The 13,002-nt window shown below is 60.4% G+C and carries 9 protein-coding genes; 8 read left to right on the forward strand and 1 reads right to left on the reverse strand.

What is annotated here, in order from left to right:
* Positions 1-108: 108 nt before the first annotated feature.
* Positions 109-2,001 (reverse strand): Fe-S protein assembly chaperone HscA, encoded by a 1,893-nt coding sequence (hscA, locus tag J4E00_RS25350; RefSeq protein ID WP_208178144.1) that lies wholly within the window; start codon positions 1,999-2,001, stop codon positions 109-111.
* Positions 2,002-2,309: 308 nt separating this feature from the next.
* Here hscA and J4E00_RS25355 point away from each other — a divergent pair, with 308 nt between their 5' ends.
* The 8 genes from J4E00_RS25355 (at position 2,310) to J4E00_RS25390 (ending at position 12,919) form a co-directional block, all read left to right on the forward strand.
* On the forward strand, positions 2,310-4,475 hold the full coding sequence (locus J4E00_RS25355; protein WP_208178145.1) for a DUF4331 family protein: 2,166 nt from the start codon (positions 2,310-2,312) through the stop codon (positions 4,473-4,475).
* 299 nt (positions 4,476-4,774) lie between these two features.
* Entirely contained in the window at positions 4,775-6,103 is a 1,329-nt protein-coding gene (locus J4E00_RS25360) for a transposase (RefSeq protein WP_208178146.1), read from the forward strand.
* A gap of 1 nt (position 6,104) precedes the next feature.
* Complete coding sequence (locus tag J4E00_RS25365) at positions 6,105-6,794, forward strand: HupE/UreJ family protein (protein ID WP_236050147.1); 690 nt, start codon at positions 6,105-6,107, stop codon at positions 6,792-6,794.
* Between the two features lie 109 nt (positions 6,795-6,903).
* Positions 6,904-7,290 (forward strand): hypothetical protein, encoded by a 387-nt coding sequence (locus J4E00_RS25370; RefSeq protein ID WP_208178147.1) that lies wholly within the window; start codon positions 6,904-6,906, stop codon positions 7,288-7,290.
* 151 nt (positions 7,291-7,441) lie between these two features.
* On the forward strand, positions 7,442-7,672 hold the full coding sequence (locus tag J4E00_RS25375; protein ID WP_208178148.1) for a hypothetical protein: 231 nt from the start codon (positions 7,442-7,444) through the stop codon (positions 7,670-7,672).
* 53 nt (positions 7,673-7,725) lie between these two features.
* Positions 7,726-10,041, forward strand: a complete 2,316-nt coding sequence (locus tag J4E00_RS25380; RefSeq protein WP_208178149.1) for a TonB-dependent receptor — start codon at positions 7,726-7,728, stop codon at positions 10,039-10,041.
* Positions 10,042-10,115: 74 nt separating this feature from the next.
* Positions 10,116-11,678 (forward strand): DUF4139 domain-containing protein, encoded by a 1,563-nt coding sequence (locus J4E00_RS25385; protein WP_208178150.1) that lies wholly within the window; start codon positions 10,116-10,118, stop codon positions 11,676-11,678.
* A 386-nt stretch (positions 11,679-12,064) separates the two neighbouring features.
* Positions 12,065-12,919 (forward strand): murein L,D-transpeptidase catalytic domain family protein, encoded by an 855-nt coding sequence (locus tag J4E00_RS25390; protein ID WP_208178151.1) that lies wholly within the window; start codon positions 12,065-12,067, stop codon positions 12,917-12,919.
* Positions 12,920-13,002: the final 83 nt, after the last annotated feature.

Consider the following 13,002-nt stretch of genomic DNA (forward strand, 5'->3'; position numbering starts at 1 on the left):
ATAACGATGTTGCAAAAAGCCCACCCAGGATTTCCTGGGTGGGCTTTTGAGGACTTTTTCTGGGGTACAAAATGAGCTTTGTGCCTCGTTGTGCCGATAGAGTGGAGCTTACTCGATTTTCTTGCCGGCCATAGCCTGTTGAATCGATATGTTCATTACCCGTTCGGCGTAGGGGCGGGTTAGCTCGTCCAACTCGTCCATGGCTTTCAGAATGGGGTCGCGTTCGGTGCCGGTGAGGGCGGTTCGTACTTGCTCTACCTGGGCTTCAGTGGCCGTCAGTTCTTGCTTGGTGAGGTGTTGGCGGTTTTTGCGCGTGAAGTTCGTGACCTGATACAAAAGCTGCTCGGCGGCGGTGCGGGCCTCAATGAGCAGGCGAGCGGCCACGTCTTCCTTGGCATTAACCAGCGAATCCATCAGCATTTGCTCCACCTGCTCATCGGTCAGGCCGTATTGCGGCTTGATTTCGACTTGTTGGCGCGTGTTAGAGCGCAGCTCAATGGCCTCCACCTTCAGAATACCGTCGGCGTTGAGTAGGAAATTGACATCTACCTTGGGCAAACCGGCGGGCATGGCTGGAATGCCGCTGAGCACGAACTCGCCCAGCTTCCGGTTCTGGCTCACAAGGTCACGCTCACCCTGGTACACGGCAATTTTCAGGTTAACCTGACCGTCGACGCTGGTGGTGTACTGGCGGCCGGCTTTAGTCGGAATCTTCGAGTTGCGCGGGATAATGGGGTCCAGCAGCCCGCCCAACGTTTCGATGCCCAGCGTCAGCGGCGTTACGTCCAACAGCAGCACATCGCGCCGGTTGCCAGCCAAGATATCGGCCTGAATAGCGGCGCCCAGCGCCACCACCTCGTCGGGATTGAGCGAGTTGTTGGCGGGCTGGCCGAAGAATTCCGACACGGCATCGTACACCAGCGGCACGCGGGTAGAGCCACCTACTAGCAGCACGGCATCGAGTTTCGTTGCCAGTTGCTCGCTGTCAGTTATCAGCTTCGCATCGGCCACGGCCTGACGGCAGGCGGTGATGGTGCGGTCCACCAGCGGGCCAATAAGGGCGTTGAACTGCGCGCGGGTGAGTGTGACAGTGGTGTTCTGGCCCGCTGCGTCGGTAAGTTGGGTGGTGAAGTCGTCGTGCTGGCTGAGGTAGCGCTTGGCCATTTCGGCAGCCAGGCGCAGCTGCTGCTGTAACTGCGGGTTAGTATGGAAGGCCTCGGGTAGGCCGAAAGTGGCCGTCCAGTGGTCTACCACGGCGCGGTCGAAATCATCGCCGCCCAGGTAAGTGTCGCCGTTGGTGCTCAGTACTTCAAAAATGCCTTGCTGAATGCGCAGGATACTAACATCGAAGGTGCCACCGCCGAGGTCGTATACGGCCACGGTTTTTTCTTCGCTGGGGTCGAGGCCGATGCCGTAGGCCAGGGCCGCAGCGGTGGGCTCGTTTACAATGCGCAGCACTTCGAGGCCGGCGAGGCGGCCGGCGTCGCGGGTGGCCTGACGTTGCGAATCGTTGAAGTAGGCTGGTACGGTGATGACGGCCCGGTTAACGGGGGTTTTGAGAGCATGCTCGGCGCGGGCGCGCAACTCCTTCAGAATGTCGGCCGACAGCTCGATGGGGGAGTAGAACCGGTCTTCAACCCGGATTTTTACCAGGCCTTCCGAATTGTCATCGATGACCTTATAGCCGAGCTGGCTGGCATGCTGGCCGAGGTCACGGTAGCTTTTGCCCAGCAGGCGTTTCACCGAGTAGATGGTACGCTGCGGGTCGGTGAGGAGAAATTCGCGGGCTTCGTTGCCCACCACGGGGTCGTGGCCATCGGCTGGGAAGTGCACCACGGAGGGCACGATGCTGCCGCGGCCCTGGTCGTTGATGGCCAAGGGCTGGCGCGAGTCGGGATGCACATAGGCCACGAGGCTGTTGGTGGTGCCGAGGTCGATGCCGACAATGATTTCTTCCTGTTGAAATGTTCCGGTGGCCAGGTTGATAGCGACTGTAGCCATATGTAGAGGAGCCCGGCGCAGCCGTTGGCTCAAAAAATTGATAAAATGACGCCGACTGGCGAAGTGCAAAAGTAGGGTCTAAACCTGCCGGGGCTGGAAATGATATAGGTTCCAGAATAAGGCGCTGGTAAAACCCGAAATTTTATTTGCGAAAACGGAGGATTTTTCAATCCGAAACGATTGCTGAGCACGTAAGAACAATACTAACACGCTTAACTATTTGGGAATCCAAATTATCCGGCCTTATACGGCAGGTGTTCGGGCGCTGTATTTCTTTCTTTTTTCACCCATCCCTTTTTAGCTTTTTCATGAAAAACCTGCTTACTCGACCCCTTCTGCCAGCCGCGCTAGTAGCCACGGCCATAGGAGGAATGCTCGCCTGGAGTGGCCAGCATAACACCTTAGAGGCCTCCAGTCACCGCGAAGCCCCGCTTATTGCCGACGACCCGTTGGCCGACAACACCGACCTGTACGCCTTCCGCAGCCCCGATGCGCCGAACAACGACGCCAACGCTACGGTCACGATTATCGCCAACTACATTCCGTTGGAGCTGCCCCAGGGCGGCCCGAACTACAACACGTTTGGTGAAAACGTGCACTACGAAATCCATATCAAGAACGGTACGGCAGGCAATACGGGTGACGACATCACTTACCGCTTCACCTTCACCCGGACCAACCAGGACCCCACCACGTTCTTCAACATCCGGCTGGGCCAGCAAAACCTGAAAACCACCTACACCTGCGAGAAGAGCGTAGGCGGTGGCGCGTTCACCCCCATCGTAACCGGTGGCATTGTTCCCCCGCCGAATGTGGGCCCGCGTTCTATTGCCGGGGCTGCTGGGTTGAATACTCCGTACAATACGTTAATGACCAACGCTATCCAGACGTTGGGCGATGGGACTAAAATCTTCTGCGGCCCAACCGACGACCCATTCTTCGTGGACCTGGGCGGCATTTTTGACCTCGGCGGCGTGCGCGCTCCCGGCGCGGCCCGCGACGGCGTGGCCAAGAAAAATACCCACGCCATTGCGATGCAAATTCCGGTGTCGCTGCTGAAAAAAGCCAGTGCTGCGGCTCTGTCTTCGACCACCAGCATCCTGGACAGCGACTACGTGATTGGCGTGTGGGCTTCGGCCAGCCGTCCTTCCACGCGTGTATTGTCGGCTACCGGCGCCGCTTCCACCTACTCGGGCAACTACGTGCAAGTGTCGCGCATCGGCATGCCCCTGCTGAACGAAGTTATCAACCCCATTGGGGCGAAAGATGCATGGAATGCCATTACGCCTTACGCCGAGGTTGCTGCCACCGACGACTACCTCTCGAACCCCGAGCTGGGTCTGTATGTAGCCGATAACACGCCCGTAGCCCCCGCAAACACTACCAAGCCTGCTGGCCAAACCTACTACGGTGAGGCGGTACCCGGCCTGGGCCCGTTGCGTATCCAATCCAAGTCGCTGGCTGGTCAGGCCCTGCTCGGTGGTGCCACCTTCCCCGGTTTTGACTTCCGCAACGGCGGTGCCGGCCTCAGCGGCCTGGCCGGAAATGCCCTGCTGAACGGCACAGCCCTGGCTGCCAACACCTACGGCCCGTACCTGCTGCGCGCTGGCAAGCCCCGCTCGGTCGACATTCTGCCCATCTTCCATACGGGGGTGCCAAATGCTATTCCCTATCAATTGGCAGCCGGCAAAAATGGCAACCCGCTGGCCGCTGGCAAGCCCTTCATCAACAACTTCCTGCTGGTGGGCGCTTCGGCTAGCAACCCTGGTGGCGACGTGCTCCGCCTGAACATGGCCGTGCCGCCCACGGCCCGTAACTCGGCCGACTTCAGCTCGGAAGGCCTTCTGGCCGCTGCTGTGCTGGGTCTGACGGACACCCGCTTCAACGGCAGCACCGCCATCCAGAACATTCCGAACATGGACGGCTTCCCTAACGGCCGCCGCTTGGAGGACGACGTGACCCGCATTGAACTGCAAGCCGTAGGCGGGGTGGTACTGGCCGCCATTGGCCTGTGGTACGACGACTACACGCCCACTTCGACGAGCCCCGTAACGACCCAGCTGGGCCGCGTGCTGAGCTTCAACACTGGCATCTCGGCCAACGACACCACGTTCCGTGCGGCCTTTCCTTATGTGCAGACGCCTTGGAGCGGCACCAACGCCCAGCGTACGGTTACGTCGCAGCGCACCAGCCTCGGCCTATCGCCCAACCTGACAGTAGCCCAGGCCTACCCGAACCCCTTCCTGGACCGCACCACGCTGCACTTCGAATTGCCCACCAAAGGCACGATGAGCATTGTAATCAGCGACGTAACGGGCCGCAAAGTAGCCACTGTGGCCAAGGATAAATCCTTCGCAGCTGGTACCAACGAAATTGCCTGGACGCCGGGCCGCGACGTGGCCCCCGGCCAGTACATTGCGACGCTTTACAACGGCACCACCGTGGTGCAATCGGTACGCATCGAGCGCCAGTAAGTAGCGCTGACCGCTGATTGAAAAGAGCCGTCGTTGGACCCGCATTGGGACTGGCGGCGGCGCTTTTTATTAATGATTAACGGCTGGTAATTAATGATTGGTTGCGTCTTCTGTATGGGCTAAAAGCTCGTAAGTAACGGAGAAGCTGTTTAAGCACTCTGTTTCTGAGTTCTGGGCTTCAGTTTGCAAGCTCAGGCTAGCAGATAGACTTAGGATGACGGCTGTTCTTAATTCCTGAACAACCTTAGATTAACTATCAATCACTAATCCATTTCCCTCCGCCTTTCATCTTTTCTGTCTTGAAAAAGTATCTATACCCGAGCTTATTGGTGGTGTTTGGCCTAATGGCCGCTGCCATCTTTTTCTTTAAAAAGCCCGAGCACCGTCTTCCGGAGCTAAAAGCCCGGCGCGGCGACCTGGCCGCTGGTGGCGAGTGGTTGAACACTAAATCCGCTATTGAGGGCCTGCTGGCCAAGCTGCGCACCGACCCCACCGACCAGAAAAGCCGCCTGCTGCTGGCCCAAGCCTACATGCAGGAAGCCCGCGTAACCGGCGACCATCCGTATTATGATGGGGCCGCCATGGAGATGCTGGAAGAAGTGCTGCAAAAAGAGCCTGAAAACTTTGAGGCCCTGTGCTGCAAGGCTTCGCTGTGCCTCACCCAACATCACTTTGCCCAAGGGCTGGGCATTGCCGAGCAGGCGCAAAAAATCAACCCTAATAGCGGATTCGTTTACGGCCTGCTGACCGATGCCAACGTGGAAATGGGCCACTACGACGAGGCCGTGAAAATGGCCGACAAGATGAATGCCATCCGGCCCGACCTAGCGGCGTATGCCCGCGCCAGCTACCTGCGCGAGATTTACGGCGACATGCCCGGCGCTATTGTGGCCATGGATATGGCTGCCAAAGCCGGCTACATCGGGTTGGAGCAAACGGAGTGGACCCGCGTGGCGCTTGGCCACCTTTACGAAGTGAGCGGCGACACAGCGCACGCCCACGCCTACTATATGATGGCCCTACTGGCCCGTCCCGGCTATGCCTACGCGCTGGCCGGCCTGGGCCGCATGGCAGCAGCCCGCAAAGACTACCCAAAGGCCATCAAGCTGTATCAGCAAGCCCGTTTCACGGTGAAGGACTATGCCTTCTCGGACGAGTTGACCGACTTGTACCGCCTGAATGGCCAGCCCGATGAAGCCAAGAAGATGGCCGATGAATCCATCGGCATGCTGGCCAATGCTGCTAAGGAGGCCGATGACAACGAGCAGATGGGCCACTACGCCGACCGCGAATTGGCCTATGCCTACCTCAAAACCAACGAGTTGGACAAGGCGCTGGAGCACGCCAAAATCGAGTACGCCCGCCGGCCTGATAACATCGACGTGAACGAAACCATGGCCTGGGTGCTCTACAAGCGCAGCCAGTTTGCCGAAGCCCAGAAGTACATGCAGGTAGCCCGGCGCACCGGCTCAAAGAACCCCGTGCTGCTGTGCCGCGCCGGCCTGATTCTTTCCAAGCTGGGCAAGGCTGCTGAAGGCCAAGCGCTAATTGAAAATTCGCTGAAAACTGCGCCTTACCTCAACCCGGAACTGGAAGCGGAAGGCAAGAAGATGCTGGCGGCCCGTTAAGATGTACACCATCGGAATACCGTTGCGGAAGCTGCCGCGCCGCGCCCTGGCGCTGCTGCCGTTGTTGCTATTGCTGACCCGGCCCGCCGCCGCGCACGTCCTCAACACGGACCTGAGCAAGCTCTCGCGAACGGAGATATTCTGGACTTACCTGCAGTTGGGCTTCACGCACATCATTCCGCTGGGGTTCGACCACATTCTGTTCATCATCAGCCTCTACATTCTGGAGCCCCGCCTCAAGCCAGTGCTGATGCAGGCCACCGCTTTCACGGTGGCGCACTCCATCACGCTGGGGCTGGCGATGTACGGGCTTATTTCACCGCCTTCGGCCGTTATTGAGCCCATTATTGCGTTGTCCATTCTGTTTGTGGCCATCGAAAATATCATCACCGATAAGCTGAACCCGTGGCGGCTGCTCATTGTGTTTGGCTTCGGGCTAGTGCACGGCATGGGGTTCGCGAGCGCGCTGACGGGGCTGGGGCTGCCGCAGAAGGACTATTTCGGCTCGCTCATTTCCTTCAACGTGGGCGTGGAGCTGGGCCAGGTAAGCGTGATTCTGCTGTGCTGGGCCTTGGTGGGCCGCTGGGCAGCCAACAAAAGCTGGTACAAGCAGCGGGTGGTGGTGCCGGCGTCGGTGGTCATCGGGCTCATAGCCGCTTACTGGACAGTAGAGCGCGTTTTTTTTACCTGAAATAGTTGCTGGCGGCCAACCCATTAGTCGTCTAGTTTTCGTAGCTGGCAGATATGAACTGCGACCGGCCAGTTGATTTAGTTCGTTTCGCTTGCTGCTTCCCTCGCTTATGCTTCGCCAATACCTCACGCTGCTGCTGCTGCTCAACTACCTGCTGGTGGTTGGAGCCGGCCTCGTGGAGCGTCCGGTGCGGCCCATCGACCGGCCTTTTGCCTATGTGCACAGCCAGGACTGCCAGCTGAAGCACACCCTGCGCCTGGCCTGTTTCGATGATTGCAACGGCGTGCAGTACACGGTGCAGAAAACCGGCGAGCGCCTGCCTTTGCAGCTGCTGCTTAGCTCCTTCAAAGGGCTGGATACGCACTGCCTATCGGAGGTGCGGGTGGCGTTTACCCGGCCGGTTTTTGTTTCCTCTGAATCCCGATTGGCGGCCCGAGTGGCGGCTGTGCCCATTGGCTACCGGGGCCAGATTGAGTTGCCGCCCCGTCGGGGATAAGTTGAGTGTTGGCCTCGTTGCGTTCGGTTCGAATCCAAACGAGGCCACCGGGTACGGGTGCCGCCAGGCAGCCGCGCCGCTTCTGCTTATCCAACCATCCGACGCTGCTTGCCGGGCCGTGGAGCCCGGGCGCGTTCAACTCTCTATTACCATGATTTTCCGGGCTAATTCCCTCCAACCCGTAGCGGCTGCTACGGGCGCTGCTTCCCGTGTGCAATTGCCAGTTGCGGGTCGCCTTGCCACCAACCCATTGGGCCTGAACGGCCGTCCGACACTGCCGGCTGCGGCTATGCGCAGCCAGGCACGCGGCCACTTGGGCCAGCAGCGCACCCAGCACCAGGTGCAGTGCCGCGCCAACTGCATGAGCAAGGCCAATTTCTAATCCGAACGAGCGGCTTCGCTCCGGCGGAGCCGCCTTTCCTTCTTCTGCATCAGATGAAACAACTCTTTACTGTTCTAGTGGCCTTGCTTATTGGGCTGTGCTGCCAGGTGCCGGCTACGGCTCAAAGCACCGCCACCCTGCGCGGCACCGTGGCCGATTCCCTTTCCGGCTTGCCGGTGGCAGGCGTGAGCGTGGGCCTGCAGGGCCAGCCCGGCGGTACCGCCACCGATGCGCTGGGCCAGTTTCGCCTCAGCGGCCTCGCGCCAGGCACGTATTCGTTGCGGGTGGGCGCCCTGGGTTACCGCGCCCAAACCGTGCCCGTAGCCCTAGCCGCCGGCGAAACCCGCAGCTTCCAGCTGACGACGGCCGCCACGACTCTCAACCTCTCGGAGGTGACCGTGAGCCAGCCGCGCGACCCCAACCAGAGCTTGGCCGCCATTTCGCATATCGACCAGGTGCTGCGGCCCCTGAACTCGGCGCAGGACCTGCTGCGACTGGTGCCGGGCCTGTTTATTGCCCAGCACGCGGGCGGGGGCAAGGCCGAGCAGATTTTCCTGCGTGGTTTCGACTGCGACCACGGCACCGATTTCGCGGTGAGCATCGACGGACTACCAGTGAACATGGTGAGCCACGCCCACGGCCAGGGCTACGCCGATTTCCACTTCGTGATACCTGAAACGGTGGAACAGTTGAAGGTGTACAAAGGGCCCTACACCGCGCGGTTTGGCGATTTTGCTACGGCCGGAGCGGGCGAATTCACTACCAAAACGCGCCTCGACCACAGTCAGGTGAAACTTGAAGTGGGCCAGTTCGACACCCGCCGGGCCCTAGTGATGCTCGACCTGCTGGGCCAAAACCACCACCTGCTCAGCAAGCGCCCCGAAAGCGCCTACGTGGCTGCCGAGTACTACTTCACCAATTCCTACTTCGATGCCAAGCAGCATTTCAAGCGCTTCAACGGCATTGCCAAATACACCGGGCAGCTTTCGGAGCGCACCTCGCTCACGCTCATGGGTTCGCATTTTACTTCGAACTGGGATGCCAGCGGACAGATTCCCGAGCGCGGCGTGGAGAATGGCTACATCTCGCGCTACGGCAGCATTGACCCCAGCGAGGGCGGCCGCACCGGCCGCACCAACGCCAGCATCGTCCTCACCACCGCGCTGCCGCACGATGCCGTGCTGCGCCAGCAGGCCTACTACTCGAAATACGATTTCAGCCTGTTTTCCAACTTCACTTTCTTCCAGCGCGATTCTATCAACGGCGACGAAATTGAGCAGACCGACGACCGTCACCTCTTTGGCTACACCGCCACCTACGACCGCGACGACCAGCTCGGGGCCCACCAGCTGCACTCCACTCTGGGCGTGGGCACCCGCAACGACTTCTCCAATCTGGGCCTATACCGCGCCGTGCAGCGCCGCATTCTGGGCACTACCACCCAGGGCCGGCTATTCGAACAAAACATCAACGCCTACCTCGACGAAACCCTGACCCTGACCGACCGCCTCACGGTGAATGCTGCCGTGCGAGCCGATTTCTTCACCTTCGATTTCCGGGGCCAACTAGCTAATGAGGAAAACGGCGGTGCGCTGGAGCCGCTGCGGGGCCGCGTGAGCCACGCCCGCATCTCGCCCAAGCTCAACCTCTACTACCAGCTCACGCCCGCCGTGCAGTTGTTCGCCCGCTCCGGTTTTGGCTTCCACTCCAACGACGCGCGCGGCGTGATTCGCGACGCTAATGCCAACGTGCTGCCCCGCGCCATCGGCTCGGAGGTGGGCAGCACCTTCAAGCCCGTGCCCAGCCTGGTGGTGAATGCCGCCCTTTGGAGCCTGCACCTACAGGACGAGCTGGTGTACGTGGGCGACGAGGGCGTGACCGAGAGCACCGGCCCCACCCAGCGCTACGGCGTGGACCTGGCTCTGCGCTACCAGCTCAGCCGCCGCGTCTTCCTCGATGGCGACTTCAACTATAACCACGGCCGTCAGATTGACGCGCCCGAAAATGCCAACTACATCCCGCTCGCGCCTACTTTCACTAGCATCGGCGGCCTCACCTATAAGGCGCCGAAGGGCCTGAGCGGCAGCTTGCGCTACCGCCATATCGACTCACGCCCGGCCAATGACGACGGCAGCATCCAGGCTCGCGGCTACTTCCTTTTCGATGCCGTGCTGAGCTACACCACGCCGCGCTTCCAAATCGGGGCCACCGCCGAAAACCTGCTCAACGTGCAGTGGAATCAGGCTCAATTCGCCACCCAAACCCGCCTGCTCAGCCCCGTGCGCGAAAGCCCGGAAGGTGTGGACGAGCTGCATTTCACGCCCGGCACGCCGTTCTATGCCAAGCTAAACGCCAGTATTTTCTTTTAAGGAACTGCTCCTGATTTCAGGGGGCCAATAATGTGCATCTTCGCTTGGCGAATGCATATTATTGGCCCTTTTTTATGTTGAAACGGTACCTATTGCTTCTACCATTTGTGCTGGCTGCGGCGAGCGGCTCGGCCCAAACGGCCAAACAAACCGTCAGGCCCGCGTTGACCACCGTGACGGTATACCGAAACGGAACGGCGCTGGAACACAAAGGCCAGGTGAATTTGGTAGCGGGCCTGAACCGGCTATTGGTTACGAATCTGTCGCCTCGGATGGCTTCGGAAACGCTGGAGGTGCAGCTGGGGGAGGGGGGCGAGCTGCTGTCGGTGGACGAGGACGAGGAAGCTCCCGAAGCATCGAAGGTGCTCAATCAAACGGCGGTGGACAGCTTGGCTCGGGTCGAAGCCGAGGTACGGACCATTGAGGGAGAATTGCAGGGGCTGCAACAGGAAAAGGCCTTCCTGCTGGCCAACCAGACCCTACCTACAGGTACGCAGGCCAACTGGAGCGCCGAAGTGCAGAAAGGCGCCGCCCTGATGCGAACCCGGCTTCCGGCCATTCAAACAGAAACCACACGGCTGCAAAACCGCTTGGAAACCCTGAAAACACAGACCAGCCAGCTGCAGCCCCGCGCATCCGAAACGGGCAGTGGCAGCCGGCGGGTACTGCTGGTGCGGGCAGCGCGTGCCAGCACGGTGCCCCTCACGGTGCACTACCACGTGGGGAGCCGGAGCCCGTGGTTTCCCAAACTTGATATTCGGGCCGATGCAACCGGCCGCGAGCTAAAATTTGTGTCGCACGGCCTCTTGCGCAACCAGTCGGGGCTGCCCTGGCAACAAGTGAAGCTGGTGCTGATGCGCCATAACATCAGCGAAAACATAGCGCGGCCGAACCTGGAGCCCTGGTCCCTGGACTTCAACGGCGGCGACCACACCGGCGAAGGCCGCGTCGACGAGTTTGTGGTGAAGGGTACCGCCAAGGGCCGCCCGGTAGACGTGTCGCAGGGCACGCGCTACGAAGTGCCGGAACTGGTTACGCTGGGCATCGGTGGCCGGCGCGACCTGAGCCTGCCGGTCGTGCCACTGGCCGGCCGCCCCGAATACCTGGCCATTCCGCGCTTGTCGGAAAACGTGTTTTTGCAGTCCAAAGTAGCCGGCTGGGAAGGCCTGCAGTTGCCCGATAATGCCAGCGTGTACCACGAGGGCGTGTACGTGGGCGAAACGGAGCTAAACGCCCGCGCCTACAACGACTCGCTGGAAGTGGCCCTCGGCCACGACGACCAGTTGGTAGTAGGCCGGGCCAAGCTCGAAGATTTCAGCGGCAACGTGCCCCTCAGCGACAAGCGCCGCGTGCGCCTCACCTACGAGCTAAATGTGCGCAACCGCCACCCCGAAACCGTGCGCCTACGCCTGCTCGACCAAATTCCGATATCCGAGGAAAAGGAAATCAGCGTGAAAGCGGGCGACGTCAGTGGCGCCGAGCTGGACGCTCGCACCGGCAAGCTTACCTGGGTGCTCACGCTGGCTTCCGGCGAGAACAAACGCGTGCGCTTCAGCTTTCAGGTTGATTATCCCAAAGACAAAACGGTGGAAATCATCAACCACCAAGTCCGGATTTCCAGCCCGAAATTCCGCTAAAGCCCGCGCAAGAGGTGCACCTGCCACCCGGCCTGTTGCCGGGCCTTGTATACCTTTTGACCGTTTATATGCAATAGTTGTTGGGAAAAATACTGTTTCTGGATGTGCGAGAGCTCGGGACGGGGCTACGAGAGCTCGGGACGGGTGTACGAGCATGGTGGTAGTGGCAACGAAAGAGGAGGAGGAGCCCACGGGCATTGGGGCCACTGTAACGAGAGCGGAGGATGCTGCTACCAGCGTTGAGGCCACTGCTACGGGTGCGGTTTTGGTCTTCAATGACTGGTGTAAAAGTGCCCAAGCGGCGGGGCGATGACGGCGTAATTGCACTGCCAGCCGTACTTTCAGGGTCTGTTTGGGATGATAGAAAGGCGCGCTGCCGCCAAAAGATGATGGAAAAAGGACTGCTTCTACGTATTGCCGCCGGCGCCTTGCTGCTTGCCGGCTGCCAGCTACGAGCGAATGAGTCGGAGGTACCCAAAGCGGCACTCGCTACCAAAACGGCCACCACATCTGCGCCCGACACCACTGCTACCCAAGCTACTGCCACCACACCCATCCCCGATTCGCTGCGCCTCACGCCCGTAGCTACCGTGCCGGGCGTGCCCGATACGTTGCGCCAGGCCATCCGGCAGTTGCACGCCGCCTTGGGCCCCACCGCCGCCGAACTGCGACCCGAAGTGCTGGAACAGGCCTGCGTGGGTTACCTCACCCTGCATCCAACCGGCCGCATTGAGCGCGGCGGCCTGCTGGCCGTGGCCGACATGGACCTGCCCAACACCACCGAGCGCTTCTGGGTCATCGACCTCAAAAATGCCCAGGTGCTGCACCGCAGCTACGTGGCGCACGGCGAAGGGTCGGGCCACCTGCGCGCCACCCGGTTTTCCAACGAGGAAAAGTCGGCCTGTACGTCGCTGGGTTTCTACCGCACAGCCGGCACCTACGATGGCATTCACGGCTACTCGCGCCGAATCGAGGGGCTCGACAAAGGCCAAAACGCCAATGCCTTCGACCGCTACGTGGTGCTGCACGCCGCCGATTACGTCAGTCCGAAATACATCGAGAAATATGGCCACTTGGGCTACAGCCGCGGCTGCCCGGCCCTGCCGCCCGAGCAGTTCAAGGAAATTATTGCCACCATGCGGGTGGGCAGCATGATGCTGCTGAGTGGCCCCGGCATCAAGTCGCGCTGGCTGGATGGGCCGGCCGCGGGGCGGCGCTTCGTGCAGCGCGGCTGGCGATAGGAGGGGGCAGAAAATAGCGGTTTGGAATTATTTGAGGCGAGCGGCCGTTTATACATTGCCCTCTGAGGCTACATTCTCGTATA

It is taken from the genome of Hymenobacter negativus, from assembly GCF_017571495.1.
Classification (GTDB): Bacteria; Bacteroidota; Bacteroidia; order Cytophagales; family Hymenobacteraceae; genus Hymenobacter; species Hymenobacter negativus.